The 15,058-nt window shown below is 63.2% G+C and carries 18 protein-coding genes; 14 read left to right on the top strand and 4 right to left on the bottom strand.

The window, feature by feature from the left end:
• Positions 1–487: 487 nt before the first annotated feature.
• From HX807_RS13880 to madM, 10 genes are all read left to right on the top strand, one after another.
• On the top strand, positions 488–811 hold the full coding sequence (locus HX807_RS13880; RefSeq protein ID WP_102604127.1) for a DUF6124 family protein: 324 nt from the start codon (positions 488–490) through the stop codon (positions 809–811).
• 315 nt (positions 812–1,126) lie between these two features.
• Positions 1,127–2,797 (top strand): malonate decarboxylase subunit alpha, encoded by a 1,671-nt coding sequence (gene mdcA / locus HX807_RS13875; RefSeq protein ID WP_177050257.1) that lies wholly within the window; start codon positions 1,127–1,129, stop codon positions 2,795–2,797.
• On the top strand, positions 2,798–3,646 hold the full coding sequence (locus tag HX807_RS13870; RefSeq protein ID WP_008434131.1) for a triphosphoribosyl-dephospho-CoA synthase: 849 nt from the start codon (positions 2,798–2,800) through the stop codon (positions 3,644–3,646).
• Positions 3,646–3,945, top strand: a complete 300-nt coding sequence (locus tag HX807_RS13865; protein WP_003216806.1) for a malonate decarboxylase subunit delta — start codon at positions 3,646–3,648, stop codon at positions 3,943–3,945. Before HX807_RS13870 ends, HX807_RS13865 begins: the two co-directional genes overlap by 1 nt.
• On the top strand, positions 3,938–4,780 hold the full coding sequence (locus HX807_RS13860; protein ID WP_177050255.1) for a biotin-independent malonate decarboxylase subunit beta: 843 nt from the start codon (positions 3,938–3,940) through the stop codon (positions 4,778–4,780). Before HX807_RS13865 ends, HX807_RS13860 begins: the two co-directional genes overlap by 8 nt.
• Positions 4,777–5,553, top strand: coding sequence for a biotin-independent malonate decarboxylase subunit gamma (gene mdcE / locus HX807_RS13855; RefSeq protein WP_102604128.1), 777 nt, complete (start codon positions 4,777–4,779; stop codon positions 5,551–5,553). The genes HX807_RS13860 and mdcE overlap by 4 nt, the downstream gene beginning before the upstream one ends.
• A complete protein-coding gene (locus tag HX807_RS13850; RefSeq protein ID WP_102604129.1) occupies positions 5,547–6,143 on the top strand; it encodes a malonate decarboxylase holo-ACP synthase in 597 nt (198 codons plus the stop codon). Before mdcE ends, HX807_RS13850 begins: the two co-directional genes overlap by 7 nt.
• Positions 6,140–7,045 (top strand): malonate decarboxylase subunit epsilon, encoded by a 906-nt coding sequence (mdcH, locus tag HX807_RS13845; RefSeq protein ID WP_177050253.1) that lies wholly within the window; start codon positions 6,140–6,142, stop codon positions 7,043–7,045. Before HX807_RS13850 ends, mdcH begins: the two co-directional genes overlap by 4 nt.
• A gap of 182 nt (positions 7,046–7,227) precedes the next feature.
• The gene (gene madL, locus HX807_RS13840; protein WP_003216818.1) at positions 7,228–7,641 is read left to right on the top strand and encodes a malonate transporter subunit MadL; all 414 of its coding nucleotides are present in this window, start codon (positions 7,228–7,230) and stop codon (positions 7,639–7,641) included.
• A 1-nt stretch (position 7,642) separates the two neighbouring features.
• Positions 7,643–8,407, top strand: coding sequence for a malonate transporter subunit MadM (gene madM, locus HX807_RS13835; RefSeq protein WP_003216820.1), 765 nt, complete (start codon positions 7,643–7,645; stop codon positions 8,405–8,407).
• Between the two features lie 156 nt (positions 8,408–8,563).
• Here the strand turns inward: madM and HX807_RS13830 are convergent, their stop codons facing one another.
• From HX807_RS13830 to HX807_RS13820, 3 genes are read right to left on the bottom strand one after another with little or no spacing between them, the layout of a single operon-like run.
• Complete coding sequence (locus tag HX807_RS13830) at positions 8,564–9,478, bottom strand: LysR substrate-binding domain-containing protein (RefSeq protein ID WP_003216822.1); 915 nt, start codon at positions 9,476–9,478, stop codon at positions 8,564–8,566.
• Between the two features lie 37 nt (positions 9,479–9,515).
• Positions 9,516–10,058, bottom strand: a complete 543-nt coding sequence (locus HX807_RS13825; RefSeq protein ID WP_087693236.1) for a chromate transporter — start codon at positions 10,056–10,058, stop codon at positions 9,516–9,518.
• Positions 10,058–10,624, bottom strand: a complete 567-nt coding sequence (locus HX807_RS13820) for a chromate transporter (RefSeq protein ID WP_003216826.1) — start codon at positions 10,622–10,624, stop codon at positions 10,058–10,060. Before HX807_RS13820 ends, HX807_RS13825 begins: the two co-directional genes overlap by 1 nt.
• Before the next feature lie 235 nt (positions 10,625–10,859).
• Between HX807_RS13820 and HX807_RS13815 the strand changes: the two genes are divergently transcribed.
• Positions 10,860–11,477 (top strand): hemolysin III family protein, encoded by a 618-nt coding sequence (locus HX807_RS13815; protein WP_017476494.1) that lies wholly within the window; start codon positions 10,860–10,862, stop codon positions 11,475–11,477.
• Here the strand turns inward: HX807_RS13815 and HX807_RS13810 are convergent.
• Positions 11,472–12,374 (bottom strand): LysR family transcriptional regulator, encoded by a 903-nt coding sequence (locus tag HX807_RS13810; protein ID WP_003216829.1) that lies wholly within the window; start codon positions 12,372–12,374, stop codon positions 11,472–11,474. The two genes, HX807_RS13815 and HX807_RS13810, sit on opposite strands and share 6 nt — an antisense overlap.
• Before the next feature lie 108 nt (positions 12,375–12,482).
• Between HX807_RS13810 and HX807_RS13805 the strand changes: the two genes are divergently transcribed.
• The 3 genes from HX807_RS13805 to HX807_RS13795 are packed head-to-tail and all read left to right on the top strand — an operon-like array spanning position 12,483 to position 15,048.
• On the top strand, positions 12,483–13,724 hold the full coding sequence (locus HX807_RS13805; RefSeq protein ID WP_177050251.1) for a D-amino acid dehydrogenase: 1,242 nt from the start codon (positions 12,483–12,485) through the stop codon (positions 13,722–13,724).
• Positions 13,725–13,734: 10 nt separating this feature from the next.
• Positions 13,735–14,088, top strand: coding sequence for a RidA family protein (locus HX807_RS13800; protein ID WP_008434109.1), 354 nt, complete (start codon positions 13,735–13,737; stop codon positions 14,086–14,088).
• Between the two features lie 24 nt (positions 14,089–14,112).
• Positions 14,113–15,048 carry a transporter substrate-binding domain-containing protein gene (locus tag HX807_RS13795; protein WP_008434107.1) on the top strand — a complete coding sequence of 312 codons (936 nt, stop codon included), beginning with the start codon at positions 14,113–14,115 and terminating at the stop codon, positions 15,046–15,048.
• Positions 15,049–15,058 lie beyond the last annotated feature (10 nt).

Here is a 15,058-nt window from a genome sequence, read left to right as displayed (position 1 = left end):
CTACACATGTTGATGATCGTTCCCACGCTCCGCGTGGGAATGCAGCCTCGGACGCTCTGCGTCCAGCTGGCGATGCAAGGCTTAAGTCTCGCGCTGTGGTGACGCGGAGCGTCACGGGATGCATTCCCACGCAGAGCGTGGGAACGATCGCATCGGCGTGCGCTTTACGGTCGGATTTTTCCTGCAACCTCTCGCGCTGTGCATGAACTTGTTGTGCCATGTGATCGCGCCTAGTCTTCGTGCGTCATCGCAAAAAACGGTGACACGGACGTGCAAGTCCGACGAAACTGTTTAGGCGTACAAACGCCCAGCCATTCAACGGGCGTTTTTTGTGCTCGCTGCTTTATGGCGGCTGCGCGCAGGAGGTCTTCGGACCTGCTGGGTGTCCTAAACAGGCCCGGTCTTGCACACCTGCGCACGGTCGCCACCCTTATTCGCGTGCAAGCGAACGGTGGCGCTCCTTACTCATCTGTTTAGGAGTTTCATCATGTTCAAACCTACCCCCAATCCGCCCCACAACGCTGAAATCGAACACCGCAAACTCCAGGCCGCCGCCGAGCGTGCCATGGATCATTACTTTCCGACTTCCGCTTCATCGTCACTCTTTACCGTCACGCCCTCTCAATCCACCGAAGCCCTGCTGGCCAACGCTTCTGAAACCTTTGCCTCACTCAACGCCCTGACTTCCAACCTGGCCTTTGAATTGGAAGGTTCCCAGCGCGGCGTGGTGCTGGCCATTCAGCAGATGAGTGAGCTGGGGCAGTTACTGGTTGATCAGGCGTTGGAGCAGGTGAGCCCAGCGGCGATGTGACGAAGTGGGATCGGTCCCAAAAAGGGACTGATCGTTCCCATTTTGGGACTTCTGCGCACGTTCTCCCGAACAGCGCTGAGCAAATGTGGGAGCGGGCTTGCTCGCGAATGCGGTGTGTCAGTACCCGATTTATCAACTGACCCACCGCATTCGCGAGCAAGCCCGCTCCCACATTTGAACTGTGTTGAGCCCGAGCCTCAGCGTTTGCTAATGAACCATTACTCCAATCGTAACGGTTCACCGCCCAGCTTGATTGATGCCCCCCCAATACCCTCCTAAGGTACAGCCCACGACAGCAAATCCCGTGGAGCGACCATGACAACAACAACTTCCCCCGACTCGCGCTGGACGCGGCGGCGCGATGAGAAGCAGCGCCGCCTCGCATTGGTGCGATCCTTCGCCGATGGCGCCGTGCTCCCCAGCGAGCGCATTGTCGAAGCCCTGGAAGCCCTGATCCTCCCCGGCGACCGCGTGGTTCTGGAAGGCAACAACCAGAAGCAGGCCGATTTCCTCTCGCGCTCCCTGGCCAAGGCCGACCCCGCCAAGCTCCACGACCTGCACATGATCATGCCCAGCGTCGGCCGCTCCGAGCACCTGGACCTGTTTGAAAAGGGCATCGCCCGCAAGCTGGATTTCTCCTTTGCCGGCACCCAGTCCCTGCGCATCAGCCAGTTGCTGGAAGACGGCCTGTTGGAAATCGGCGCGATCCACACCTACATCGAACTCTACGCACGGCTGGTGGTGGACCTGATCCCCAACGTGGTCCTGTCGGCCGGTTTCATGGCCGACCGCGCCGGCAATATCTACACCGGCCCGAGCACCGAAGACACACCCGCGCTGATCGAGCCGGCCGCCTTCAGCGATGGCATCGTCATCGTCCAGGTCAACCAACTGGTGGATGACGTCACCGACCTGCCGCGCGTCGACATCCCCGCGAGCTGGGTCGATTTCGTGGTGGTCGCTGACAAGCCCTTCTACATCGAACCACTGTTCACCCGCGATCCACGCCACATCAAGCCCGTGCATGTGTTGATGGCGATGATGGCGATCCGCGGCATCTATGAAAAACACAACGTTCAGTCGCTGAACCATGGCATCGGTTTCAACACCGCCGCCATCGAATTGATCCTGCCGACCTACGGTGAATCCCTGGGCCTGAAGGGCAAGATCTGTCGCAACTGGACCCTCAACCCGCACCCAACCCTGATCCCGGCCATCGAAAGCGGCTGGGTCGAAAGCGTTCATTGCTTCGGCACCGAACTGGGCATGGAAAACTACATCGCCGCCCGGCCGGATGTGTTCTTCACGGGTCGCGACGGCTCGCTGCGTTCCAACCGGATGTTCTGCCAACTGGCCGGCCAATACGCGGTGGACCTGTTTATCGGCGCCACCTTGCAGGTCGATGGGGACGGGCATTCCTCCACCGTCACCCGTGGCCGCCTCGCCGGCTTTGGCGGTGCGCCGAACATGGGCCACGACCCGCGCGGTCGCCGCCACGGCACACCCGCCTGGCTCGACATGCGCCACGACGACGCTCCCGAGGCCTTGCTCGAACGCGGCAAAAAGCTCGTGGTGCAGATGGTCGAGACCTTCCAGGAAGGCGGCAAACCCACCTTTGTCGAAACCCTCGACGCGGTGGAAGTCGCCCGCAAAAGCGGCATGCCCCTGGCGCCGATCATGATCTACGGCGACGACGTCACGCACCTGCTCACCGAAGAAGGCATCGCCTACCTGTACAAGGCCCGCTCCCTGGAAGAGCGCCAGGCGATGATCGCCGCCGTGGCCGGGGTGACCGCCATCGGCTTGCGCCACAACCCCAAGGACACCGCACGCATGCGTCGCGAAGGCCTGATCGCGCTGCCCGAAGACCTCGGCATCCGCCGCACCGACGCTACCCGCGAGTTGCTGGCCGCCAAGAGCGTGGCCGATCTGGTGGAGTGGTCCAGTGGCTTGTACAACCCGCCCGCCAAGTTCAGGAGCTGGTAAATGCACGCACTCAAACTGCACGACCTGACACTGGCCGAACGCCTGGCCGACATGGCCGTCGACGCGTTGATCGATGAGGCAGACCTGTCGCCGAAACCCGCCCTGGTAGACCGTCGCGGCAACGGCGCCCATACCGATTTGCACCTCGGCTTGATGCACGCCTCGGCGCTGTCGCTGTGGCCGGCGTTCAAGGAAATGGCCGAGGCCGCTGTCGAATTTGGCGAAGTCGGTTTGCCCCTGCGTGAAGCCCTCGGGCGCATCGGTCGCGAAGGTGAGCAGGCGATGCTCGTCACCACCAGCGGCGTTAATACCCATCGTGGCGCGATCTGGGCGCTCGGCCTGTTAGTCGCCGCCGCCGCACTGCAACCGGAATCCTGCACTGCCAGCGCGGTGACGTTGCGCGCCGCCCGCCTGGCCTTGCTCAACGACCGTTACGCACCGCAACCGCTGAGCCACGGCGCCCAGGTCGCACAACGCTACGGCGCACGCGGTGCTCGCGAAGAAGCGCAATTGGGCTTCCCGTCGGTGCTGCAACGCGGCCTGCCCCAACTGAAGAAAAGCCGCCTGCAGCAGCACGGCGAACAGAACGCGCGCCTCGACGCCTTGCTGGCGATCATGACCGACCTGGCCGACACCTGCGTGCTCTACCGCGCCGGTCCTGAAGGCTTGCAGGCCATGCAGCAGGGCGCCCAAGCCGTACTGGACGCCGGCGGCAGCGCAAGCCTCGCCGGCCGCCGCCAACTGCATGAGCTGGACCAGCAACTGCTGGCGCTGAATGCCTCCCCCGGTGGCGCCGCCGACCTGTTGGCCGCCTGCCTGTTTATCGACCGCCTCGACGGAGCGCTGTGATGGAAACCTTATCCTTTGAATTCCCCGCCGGGCAGCCCGCCAAGGGCCGCGCGCTGGTAGGTTGCGTCGGCTCCGGCGACCTCGAAGTGCTGCTGGAACCGGGCACCGCCGGCACCCTGACGATCCAGGTGCAGACCTCGGTGAACGGTGCGCAGCTGCGTTGGCAGCATTTGTTCGAACGGATCTTCCAGGAACAGACACCCCCCGCATTGAACATCGATATCCACGACTTCGGCGCCACACCCGGCGTGGTGCGCTTGCGCCTGGAGCAAGGCTTCGAGGAGATCGGTCATGACTGACTTGCTGAACAAACACAGCTTCGTCGAGCTCGGCGCCCGGCAACGAGCCAAGGCCTTGCTCGACGCGGGCAGCTATCGCGAACTGATCGACCCGTTCCAGCGCGTCATGTCGCCGTGGCTGAGCCGCCAGGGCGTGGTGCCGCAGGCAGATGACGGCGTGGTGATCGCCAAGGGCAGCATCGCCGGCTTGCCGGTGGTCATCGCGGCCATCGAAGGCAATTTCCAGGGCGGCAGTCTCGGTGAAGTCGGCGGCGCAAAGATGGCCGGAGCACTGGAGTTGGCTGCTGAAGACAACCGCAACGGCATCCCGACGCGCGCCATCCTGCTGCTGGAAACCGGCGGCGTGCGCTTGCAGGAAGCCAACCTGGGCTTGGCTGCCATCGCCGATATCCATGCGGCGATTGTCGACCTGCGCCAGTACCAGCCGGTGATCGGCGTGGTGGCGGGCAGCGTCGGTTGCTTTGGCGGCATGTCCATCGCGGCAGGCTTGTGCAGTTATCTGCTGGTGACCCGTGAGGCGCGCCTTGGCCTGAACGGCCCGCAGGTGATCGAACAGGAAGCCGGGCTTGAGGAATACGACTCCCGTGACCGGCCCTTCATCTGGAGCCTGACCGGCGGTGAGCAACGCTTTAACAGCGGCTTGGCCGACCGGTATGTGGCCGACGACGTGGCGCAGATTCAGCAGCAAATCACCGAACTGCTGCAACAAGGCTTGCCGGAAAAACAGCGCAGCCGCCAGGTTGATCACTATCTGGAACGCCTGGCCGCACTGAACGCCGAACCGCAAATCGACCCGGCGACGGTTCGCGATCTGTATCAGGGAGAACGCCCATGAGAGGTTTGCAGTGGTTCAACGCATTGAGCGGTGACGCAGCGCCAGTGAGCGGTTTGCCGAACTCGCTGAAAGTTGCCGACGGTGTGCTCGGTGATCAGCCAGTGCGCTTTATCGCGGTGGTCACCGACCCGCAAAACCGCTTCCCTCGCGCTCGCAACGGTGAAGTTGGTTTGCTGGAAGGCTGGGGCTTGGCCAAGGCGGTTGATGAAGCGATCGATACCGGCGACAAGCGTCCGCTGATTGCCATCGTGGATGTGCCGAGCCAGGCCTACGGTCGTCGCGAAGAGGCCTTGGGCATTCACCAGGCATTGGCCGCCGCTGCCGACAGCTACGCCCGTGCCCGCCTGGCCGGTCACCCGGTGATCGCGCTGCTGGTGGGCAAGGCGATGTCCGGCGCCTTCCTCGCCCATGGTTACCAGGCCAACCGCCTGATTGCCCTGCGCGACCCTGGCGTGATGGTGCATGCCATGGGCAAGGCTTCGGCGGCGCGGGTAACCCTGCGCAGTGTTGAAGAGCTTGAAACCCTGGCCGCCAGCGTGCCGCCGATGGCCTATGACATCGACAGCTATGCCAGCCTCGGCTTGCTCTGGGAGACCTTGTCGGTCAGCCAGATCGAGCAGCCCACCACCGAAGATGTGGCGCGGGTCAGCGATTGCCTGGTGCAGGCGATCAAGGATGTGCAGGCCGGCGGTCGGGACCTGAGCGGTCGCCTGGGCGCCACTAACCGCGCGGCCTCCAGCCACGTGCGCCAACTGCTGCGGGAGCAATGGTGAACGCTCACGACTTGCTCTGGGGCATGACCCCGGCGCATGCGCCCGCTGATGCACCGGCCTGGGTGCTGGAAGCATTGGCCGCTGGGCATCCGGTGGTGGTGCGGCGTGCCGTCGCGTCCCCGGGCCAGGTAGCGGTGGGGGTACGCGGGCGCTTGCGCGAGCAGCGCTTCGCCGCCGTGATGCCGATGGCGGCGGTGCAGCGGCGCGTGGTGCCGGAAGACCTGCGCGGTGTGATCTCGCCAAGGGATTTGCCGGCGTTGCAGGCCCTCGCTCAGTTGCGACCGGTGCTGGCGGGAGAGAGTTGGGGCGTCACCGGCAGTGCGGGTTTCGAGTTGGCCAGCGGCGTCGAAGCGTTGCATGCCAAGAGCGATCTGGATTTGATTCTGCGCACGCCCGAGCGCCTTGAACGCAGCGATGCAGAGGACCTGCTGGCGATACTGGATACGGCGGTGTGCGCCGTGGACCTGCAACTGCAAACGCCTTTTGGCGCGGTCGCGTTGCGTGAATGGGCCGGTGGTTCGCGTCGCGTGCTGCTGAAAAATGCCGGTGGCGCGCAGTTGGTGCTCGACCCGTGGCAGGCCTTGGCATGAGCAGCCTCCTGGCATTCCCGGGGCAGGGCGCCCAGCGTCCCGGCATGCTCCAGCAATTGCCGCGTGCGGTGCTGGACGAAGCCAGTGCTGCCCTCAATGAGGATGTGCTTACCCTGGATTCTGCCGAAGCGCTGGCCTCGACCCGTGCCGTGCAGCTCTGCCTGTTGATTGCCGGTGTGGCCAGTGCGCGTTTGCTGGAACACACCCCCGATTACGTCGCCGGCCTGTCCATTGGTGCCTATTCGGCCGCCGTGATCGCCGGCTCGCTGGACTTTGCCGACGCGTTGAAACTCGTCAGCCTGCGCGGCGAATTGATGCAACACGCGTATCCCCACGGCTACGGCATGACCGCCCTTATCGGCCCGGACCTGTCCACCGTCGAAGCCTTGCTTGCTCAGGTCCACAGCCCGCAAACCCCGGTTTACCTGGCCAATATCAATGCCGACAACCAGACGGTCATCGCCGGCAGCGATGAGGCCATGAAGGCGGTCGCCAATCTGGTGCGCGGCAACGGCGTCGCCAAACGCCTGGCCGTCAGCGTGCCGTCTCATTGCGTACTGCTGGAAAAACCCGCCGAGGCCCTGGCCGAAGCATTCGCCCAAGTGACACTGAAACCGCCGAGCATCACCTACCTGAGCAGCACCCGCGCCCGGCCGATCCACAACACCGAACACCTGCGCGACGACCTCGCCTTCAACATGTGCCGCATCGTCGACTGGCGCGGCACCGTGCAAAGCGCCTTCGAGCGCGGTGTGCGCCTGCATATTGAACTGCCTCCCGGTGCCGTGCTTACAGGCCTTGCGCGCCGGGTGTTCGAGCAAGGCACCGTCATCGCCTTCGAAGGCGCCCGCCTGGACACCTTGCAGGCCTTGCTGCGAGAGGAGGGAAACCATCACCGATAGAGCTCCACCAAGGCTGATGCTGGTCGGTCAAGAGATAGAGCGGGTCACCAATGACCTGTGGCGAGGGAGCAAGCTCCCTCGCCACAGGTACGGTATTCATCTTTATCGGATCGGCATTGCCGCCCAAGGCTTTCGAAGCACAAAAACAACAATTTCGATGAAGCACTTTGAGGACAACCATCATGATTATTTACGGTGTGGCGTTGCTGGCGATCTGCATGTTGGCCGGCGTGATTCTGGGCGACATGCTCGGCGTGTTGCTGGGAGTCAAATCCAACGTGGGCGGGGTGGGGATCGCGATGATCCTGCTGATCTGCGCACGGTTGTGGATGCACAAACACGGCGGCATGACCAAGGAATGCGAGATGGGTGTCGGCTTCTGGGGTGCCATGTACATCCCGGTGGTGGTGGCGATGGCGGCGCAACAGAACGTGGTCACCGCGCTGCACGGCGGCCCGGTGGCGGTGCTGGCGGCGATTGGTTCGGTGGTGGTGTGCGGTTGCACGATTGCCTTGATCAGCCGCACGCACAAGGGCGAACCGTTGCCCGATGAAGAGCCGCTGATTGCGGCTGCACCTGTCGCGGGAGGTCGCTGATATGTGGGAACTCATCGAGAAAGGCCTGGCAAATAACGGCTTGGTCACCGCCTTTGCATTTGTCGGCGTGGTGATGTGGATTTCGGTGGTGCTGTCCAAGCGCCTGACCTTCGGACGCATCCACGGCTCAGCCATCGCGATTGTGATCGGGCTGGTGCTGGCCTGGGTGGGCGGCACCTTGACCGGCGGGCAGAAAGGCCTGGCGGACGTGGCGCTGTTTTCCGGGATCGGCTTGATGGGCGGTGCCATGCTGCGGGACTTTGCCATCGTGGCCACGGCATTTGAAGTACAGGCCACCGAGGCGCGCAAGGCCGGCTTGATTGGTGCGATTGCCTTGCTGCTGGGCACGGTGCTGCCGTTTATTGTGGGCGCGAGTATCGCCTGGGCGTTTGGTTATCGCGATGCGATCAGCATGACCACCATCGGCGCGGGCGCGGTGACTTACATCGTCGGGCCGGTGACCGGGGCGGCGTTGGGTGCAAGCTCGGATGTGGTGGCGCTGTCCATCGCGACTGGGTTGATCAAGGCGATCCTGGTGATGGTGGGCACGCCCATGGCGGCACGCTGGATGGGCCTGGATAACCCGCGCTCGGCGATGGTGTTCGGTGGTTTGGCCGGCACGGTGAGCGGTGTGACGGCAGGCCTGGCGGCGACGGACCGGCGGCTGGTGCCGTATGGCGCGTTGACTGCCACCTTTCACACCGGGCTTGGGTGTTTGCTGGGGCCGTCGGTGCTGTACTTCATCGTGCGCGGGATTGTCGGCTGACCCGAGAGGTGTCGACCGCTTTTGTGGCGAGGGAGCTTGCTCCCGCTGGAGCGCGAAGCGGTCCCAATGCATTCTTCCTGAAACAACGCGGGCGCTGATTTTACGACTGCTGCGCAGCCGAGCGGGAGCAAGCTCCCTCGCCACAGGGGATCATTGTCAGGTTTGGCGGTTCGCATACATCCGGCACTCTGCCAACAGCGCGAGCAGGTTCGGGTCGCGCTCCTTGGCTTTCAGAAACACCACGCCAATGTGCTGCTGCAAACGGTAGCGCGGTTGCAGGGGAATCAGCTTGACCCGGTTCTCGTACACCGCCGCAATCCGCCCCGGCAGCAGCGCATAACCCACGCCCGAGCTGACCATGCTCAGCAGGGTGAAGATGTCGTTGACCTGCATCGCCACCTTCGGCTCGAACCCTGCCTGCTTGAATACGCGGTTGCCATCCTGATGGGTGGCGAAGCCTTGGGTGAGGGTGATGAAGGTGGCGTCGCGCACGTCCGCCAGGTCGATTTCCTGTTCGCGGTCGAAGGGTGAATCGGCCGGAGTGGCGAGGAAGATGTCGTCGGAAAACAGCGCGATCTGCTCGCAGTCCGGATCGTTGGCGTGCTCGTCGAGGGAGATCAGGATCGCGTCGACTTCCATGTTCTTCAGCTTGTACAGCAGGTCGAAATTCGAGCCGAGGATCAGGTCGATATTCAGCTCGCTACGGCGAATCTTCAGCCCCATGATCAACTGCGGCACGGTCTTCACCGTCAGCGAATACAGCGAGCCCAGCTTGAAGCGCTCGGCGGAAAAGCCGGCGGCCTCGCGGGTCACCCGCACACTGTCGACCACATCCTGCACCAGCTTCTGCGCACGCTCTTCCAGCACATAGGCGCTTTCCAGCGGCGTGAGGTTACGCCCTTCGTGCTTGAACAGCGGGCAGCGCAGGGCGTTTTCCAGGGAGTGGATCGCCCGGTGCACGCTGACGTTGCTGGTCTGCAATTCAGCCGCCGCCCGCGCCAGGTTGCCGGTGCGCATGAACGCCAGGAAGATTTCCAGCTTCTTGAGGGTGAACTCTTCGTCGATCAGCATGGGCGTGACTCTTGTTCGAATGCCGTCGATTGTGCCCCTAAAACCAGTTCACTCCCAGCCATGCACTGCACAGGCCCAACACTACGCCGAGGATGATCAGCCAGATCGCGTTGAGCCTTGTGTAATACACCACGGCAGCGCTGGCCAGGGTCAGTACCAGGCTGGTGGCGTTGTTTTCCAGGCTGTTCATCAGGATGTAGCTGGCGGCCAGGATCAGGCCGATGGAGATCGGCAGCAGGCTGCCTTTGACCCGCTGCACCCACGGGGTTTTGCTGTGTTTTTCCAGCCAGCCGGCGCCGAAGTAGGTGAGCACCGAGCAGGGCACCAGCTTGGCGGTCAGGGCCACCAGGGCGCCGGGCAACCCGGCGGCTTGCTGGCCGATAAATACCAGGAACATGCCATTGGGCCCCGGCAAGGCCTGGGACAAGGCGAAGAAGGCGACGAACTGGGCGTCGGTGATCCAGTTCATGTCGGTGACGGTGTAGCGGTGGATATCGCTCAGGGCCACGGTGTTGCCGCCAATCGCCATCAGCGACCACAGCGCGCATTGGATCATCAGGTGAAACAGCACGCTCTGCATCAGCCGGCCACCTTCTGCTTGCCCATGAAGCTCAAGGCCAACGAGCTGGGAATGCAGATCAGCAAGACCATCCACAACGGCAGCACCAGCACCGCCATCAACACGAAGGTCAGGACGAACGCGCTGTAGTTGGCCAGGGTCCTGGGCATGGCCTTGAGCAGGCGTAAGGTGGTGCCGAGCATCAGCCCGGTGGCGATCGGCATCACCGCGCCGAAGATCTGCTGCACCACGTCATGGCTCCACCATTTGGCATAGGCGAAGCCGGCCAGCACGGTGATCAGCGAGGGGAACAGATACAAGCCGACCACGGTCACAACCGCACCCGGCAAGCCGTGCAGGCGCCGACCGTAGATGATGCCGACGTTGGCGATATTCGGCCCGGGGAAAAATTGGCCGGTGGTCAGCAACTCGTTGAAGCCTTGTTCGCTGACCCACTGCCTGCGGTCGACCATCATCTGCCGCGCCCAGGGCATCACGCCGCCAAAGCCGAACAGGCCGACCATGGCGAAGTTGTAAAACAATTGCCACAGACTCGGGTGGGGCTGGGCAGGTTCGAGGTCGGGCATGGGCGTTACCGATGAGGGGCTTTTATGTAGGAGCTGGCTTGCCTGCGATAGCGGTGGGTCAGACATGCATCTGCTGCTGATACACCGCTATCGCAGGCAAGCCAGCTCCCACAGGATGAAGCGAATCATCCATCGGCATGTGTATTTGGGCAAATGAAGAAAGGTTGTTACCTGATATTGGGTGGGTGACGTCAGAATGGTCGAGGTGATAACCGTTATTCGAGGTGAGTGACACATGTATCACGGGGAACGATTCAACGCCTGGAGCCACTTGCTCGGGGCGGTTGCGGCTTTTGTGGGTGCGGTATGGATGTTGGTGGTGGCCAGTATGGACGGCAGCCCCTGGAAGATTGTCAGCGTGGCCATTTACGGTTTCACGTTGCTGGTGCTGTACAGCGCGTCGACCGTGTACCACAGCGTGCGCGGGCGCAAGAAAGCGATCATGCAGAAGGTGGATCACTTTTCGATCTACCTGCTGATTGCCGGCAGTTACACGCCGTTTTGCCTGGTGACGCTGCGCGGGCCGTGGGGCTGGACGCTGTTCGGGATTGTGTGGGGCCTGGCGGTGATCGGCATCCTGCAGGAGATCAAGCCACGCTCCGAGGCGCGGATCCTGTCGATCGTGATCTACGCCGTGATGGGCTGGATCGTGCTGGTGGCGGTCAAGCCGCTGATTGCTGCGCTGGGCCCCACGGGTTTTGCCTGGCTGGCGTCGGGCGGGGTGCTGTACACCGTGGGCATTATTTTCTTTGCCCTGGAGGACCGCTTGCGGCACTCCCACGGGATCTGGCATTTGTTCGTGATTGGCGGCAGCCTGCTGCATTTCGTGGCGATCATGGGGTACGTGTTATAGCCGGTCCAACTGCTCCTGGGCCCGGCTGCCGAAGATCTCCAACAGGCTCGCCAGCATATGCGGCGGCGGTTCGTCGGCGCGGGTCAGGGCGTACAAGGTGATTGGCAGCGGCGGCGCAAGGGGGCGAATGCAAGTAGTGGCCGGTGATGCGCCGAGGGCGGTGAACGGATCAATCACCGCCAGCCCGGCGCCGGATTCGACCATGGCCCTGGCCAGGGAATAGGTCTGCACTGCGATGCTGACCCGTGGCGGTGGATCGACCGCTTCCAGGTAGCTGTCCAGCTTCGCCGACAACGGGTCGGCGCTGGACAGGCCAATCAACGGCGCGCCCGCCAGGGCCATCAGCGGCAACGGTTTGCCCAGCTCGTTTTCCTTCCAGTAACCCTGCGGCGCCAGCGCCACCAGCACGCCGTGGGCCAGGGCCTGGGCGGTCAGGCCCGGGTGATCGGGCGGTTGCAGGGTCAGCGCCACGTCGACCTCACGCATCAACAGGTTTTGCACCAGCTCGCGGCTGTGGGCGCTGGACAGCTCGCAGGCGATGTCCGGGTAGCGTTGGGTCCATTCGCGGATGGCCGGCGGCAGCAACGACAAGGCCAGCGCGGGTGTGGCGCCGATACGCAGGCTCTGGCCCGGCTCGCGGCGCAGGTTCTGTGCCAGGCGCCGCACGCCTTGCAGGCTTTCGGTGACCTTGTCGACTTCGCGCTCCAGCGCCAGCGCTTCCGGGGTTGGCTGCAGCTTGCCGCGTATACGCAGGAACAGCGGGAACCCCAACTGCAACTCGGCGTGCTGCAGCACCTTGCTCACCGCCGGCTGCGAGACATGCAGCAACTGGGCGGCGGCGCTGATGGAACCGGTCTGGCGGATGGCCTGGAAGATTTCGATATGACGCAAGCGCATGGGCAGTCCATAACCTTTGTTTATGGGTGACCCATCTTTATTCATTGTCCCGCCGCTGTCACCTGCCTCTAACCTTCAAGCCTGACATCGCACGGTTAAGGGACGCACATGGCTCAGCAGGTTTGCATCATCGGTGGCGGGGTTATCGGCCTGACGAGTGCCTACGCGCTGGTGCGTGCCGGCATGCAGGTGACGGTGGTCGAAGCCCGGGAAACCCTGGGCAGCGAGACCAGCTTCGCCAACGGCGGGCAACTGTCCTACCGCTATGTCGCGCCGTTGGCCGACAAGGGCGTACCGTTGCAAGCCATCGGCTGGATGCTGCGCGGTGACTCGCCGCTGAAGCTGCGTCCGCGCATGGACCCGGCGCAGTGGCGCTGGATGGCCTCGTTCCTGGGCGCCTGCCGTGGCTCGGTGAACCAGCGCAATGCGGCCCACCTGCTGCGCCTGGCGTCCTTGAGCCAGGGCACCCTGCAACGCTGGCGTGAAGAAGACCAACTGGGCGGTTTCCACTGGCGGCGCAACGGCAAGCTGGTGACCTTTCGCAGCCTCGACAGCTATGAACGCGCCTTGAATAAAGTGACCGACCCGCTGCAACAGCAAGTGCTCTCGGCGGCGGACTGCGCACGGCTGGAACCGACCCTGGACAGCGCCAGTTTTGCCGGCGGCATCTATACGCCCAATGAGGAGGTCGGCGACTGCCATGGGTTCTGCCAGCAACTGGCGGCGCGCCTTGAAGCGTCGGGGCGTTGCACGTTCCTGTTGGGGCGCAAGGTGACGGCGATTCGTCACCGCGCAGGCGCCGTGCAGGCTATCGAAATGGGCAGTGAAGTCTTGCCGGTGCAGCACCTGGTGCTGGCCGCCGGGCACCGCAGCCCCGAGCTGGCCTTGCCGGGGATGTCGCTGCCGCTGTATCCCCTCAAGGGTTACAGCCTGAGCGTGCCGATTGGCGCGCAGCATCAGGCGCCGAACATCAGCATCACCGATTACGACCGCAAGATCGTCTACGCGCGCATCGGTGAGCAACTGCGGGTGGCGGCGATGGTGGATATTGTCGGCTTCGACACCCGCCTGGAACCCAAGCGCCTGGCGCTGATTAAACGCCAGGCCCTTGAGACGTTCCCGCTGGCCGGTGACTACCAGCACGCGGTCGAATGGGCCGGTATGCGCCCGGCCACGCCGACCGGCGTGCCGTTGATTGGTGCCAGCGCCTACAGCAACCTGTGGCTTAACCTCGGCCACGGCGCCCTCGGGTTTACCCTGGCTTGCGGCAGCGGCCAGGTACTGGCCGAGTTGATTGGCCGGCACACCACTTCCATTGATATGCAGGGCTTCGCGCCCCGAGCCGCTTGAGGATATTTCGATGACCATCACCCGAATCAACAGCAACAGCCGCTTGTCTGGCGCCGTGGTGTTTCAGGACCTGGTGTTTTTGTCCGGCCAGGTGCCGGGCGAAGGCCGTGATGTAAAGACCCAGACCGAACAGGTGCTGGCCAGGATTGATGCGCTGCTGGCCGAGGCCGGCAGCGACAAGGATCATCTGCTGAATGCGACCATCTACCTGAACAATATCCAGGAGGGTTTTGCGCCGATGAATGAAGTCTGGTCCGCCTGGCTATCGCCGGGGCAGGCACCGACGCGTACCACGTTGCAGGCGCAGTTGGCACGACCGGACGTGCTGGTCGAGATCAGTGTCATTGCAGTGCGCCGTCCATAACTAAAACAAAAACGGAGAATAACAATGCAAAAACTGTGGCGAGGGGGCTCGTCCCCCGTCGGGCTGCGCAGCAGCCCCATACTCTTCCTGGCCCTGATATTGAGTGCACAGACCCAGGCAACCGAAGCCCCCTTGGACGGCACGCTGAGCAAGATCGCCAATGCCAGGAGCATCACCCTCGGCTACCGCGATGCCTCGGTGCCGTTTTCCTATGTGGGGGATCACAGCGGCAAGCCCATGGGCTATTCGGTGGAGCTGGCGAACAAGATCGTCGAGCGTATCCAGCAGAAAACCGGTGTGCCGAAGCTCAACGTGAAGTACAACCTGGTGACCTCCCAGACCCGCATTGCCCTGGTGCAAAACGGCACCGTGGATTTGGAATGCGGTTCCACCGGCGTGACCGCCGAGCGGCAGAAGCAGGTAGCGTTTTCCTACGGGTTTATCTACGTGAAGGGCCAGTTGCTGACGGCCAACGACAGCGGCATCAAAAGCTTCGCCGACCTGCAAGGCAAGAACGTGGTAACCACCGCCGGTACCACCAACGAGCGGTTCCTCAAGAGCTATAACGTCGATCACAAACTGAACATGTCGGTGATCAGCGCCAAGGACCACGGCGAAGCCTTCCAGATGCTGCAATCCGGCCGGGCGGCGGCGTTCTACATGGATGACGCGTTGCTCTACGGCGAGCGCGCCAAGGCGAGGGACCCGCACAAGTGGGTGGTGGTCGGGGAAGAACAGTCGCGGGAAATCTACAGCTGCATGGTGCGCAAGGACGACCCGCAGTTTCTCGCGGTGGTCAACGAGACCCTGGCCGGGCTGTACAGCTCGGGGGAGATCAACGGCATTTACCAGCGCTGGTTTGAGCAGCCGATCCCGCCCAAGGGCTTGAACCTGGAATTCCCGATGACCAGTGAGTTGAAGGCGATTATTGCGACGCCTGTGAGTGACCCAGTGGAGTAGCGGAGTGCAA

Source organism: Pseudomonas sp. D8002, from assembly GCF_013385695.1.
In the GTDB taxonomy this organism is placed as follows: Bacteria; Pseudomonadota; Gammaproteobacteria; order Pseudomonadales; family Pseudomonadaceae; genus Aquipseudomonas.
This window is presented reverse-complemented; position numbering and strand designations above follow the sequence as displayed.

Excerpts from the sequence above, each read along its gene's own strand:
- HX807_RS13820 (WP_003216826.1), bottom strand. The coding sequence starts at position 10,624 with ATGCCCGACCTCGAACCTGCCCAGCCCCACCCGAGTCTGTGGCAATTG.
- madM (WP_003216820.1), top strand. The coding sequence starts at position 7,643 with ATGTGGGAACTCATCGAGAAAGGCCTGGCAAATAACGGCTTGGTCACC.
- HX807_RS13880 (WP_102604127.1), top strand. The coding sequence starts at position 488 with ATGTTCAAACCTACCCCCAATCCGCCCCACAACGCTGAAATCGAACAC.
- HX807_RS13850 (WP_102604129.1), top strand. The coding sequence starts at position 5,547 with ATGGTGAACGCTCACGACTTGCTCTGGGGCATGACCCCGGCGCATGCG.
- HX807_RS13800 (WP_008434109.1), top strand. The coding sequence starts at position 13,735 with ATGACCATCACCCGAATCAACAGCAACAGCCGCTTGTCTGGCGCCGTG.
- mdcE (WP_102604128.1), top strand. The coding sequence starts at position 4,777 with ATGAGAGGTTTGCAGTGGTTCAACGCATTGAGCGGTGACGCAGCGCCA.
- HX807_RS13815 (WP_017476494.1), top strand. The coding sequence starts at position 10,860 with ATGTATCACGGGGAACGATTCAACGCCTGGAGCCACTTGCTCGGGGCG.
- HX807_RS13860 (WP_177050255.1), top strand. The coding sequence starts at position 3,938 with ATGACTGACTTGCTGAACAAACACAGCTTCGTCGAGCTCGGCGCCCGG.
- mdcA (WP_177050257.1), top strand. The coding sequence starts at position 1,127 with ATGACAACAACAACTTCCCCCGACTCGCGCTGGACGCGGCGGCGCGAT.
- mdcH (WP_177050253.1), top strand. The coding sequence starts at position 6,140 with ATGAGCAGCCTCCTGGCATTCCCGGGGCAGGGCGCCCAGCGTCCCGGC.
- HX807_RS13805 (WP_177050251.1), top strand. The coding sequence starts at position 12,483 with ATGGCTCAGCAGGTTTGCATCATCGGTGGCGGGGTTATCGGCCTGACG.
- madL (WP_003216818.1), top strand. The coding sequence starts at position 7,228 with ATGATTATTTACGGTGTGGCGTTGCTGGCGATCTGCATGTTGGCCGGC.
- HX807_RS13865 (WP_003216806.1), top strand. The coding sequence starts at position 3,646 with ATGGAAACCTTATCCTTTGAATTCCCCGCCGGGCAGCCCGCCAAGGGC.
- HX807_RS13870 (WP_008434131.1), top strand. The coding sequence starts at position 2,798 with ATGCACGCACTCAAACTGCACGACCTGACACTGGCCGAACGCCTGGCC.
- HX807_RS13810 (WP_003216829.1), bottom strand. The coding sequence starts at position 12,374 with ATGCGCTTGCGTCATATCGAAATCTTCCAGGCCATCCGCCAGACCGGT.
- HX807_RS13825 (WP_087693236.1), bottom strand. The coding sequence starts at position 10,058 with ATGCAGAGCGTGCTGTTTCACCTGATGATCCAATGCGCGCTGTGGTCG.
- HX807_RS13795 (WP_008434107.1), top strand. The coding sequence starts at position 14,113 with ATGCAAAAACTGTGGCGAGGGGGCTCGTCCCCCGTCGGGCTGCGCAGC.
- HX807_RS13830 (WP_003216822.1), bottom strand. The coding sequence starts at position 9,478 with ATGCTGATCGACGAAGAGTTCACCCTCAAGAAGCTGGAAATCTTCCTG.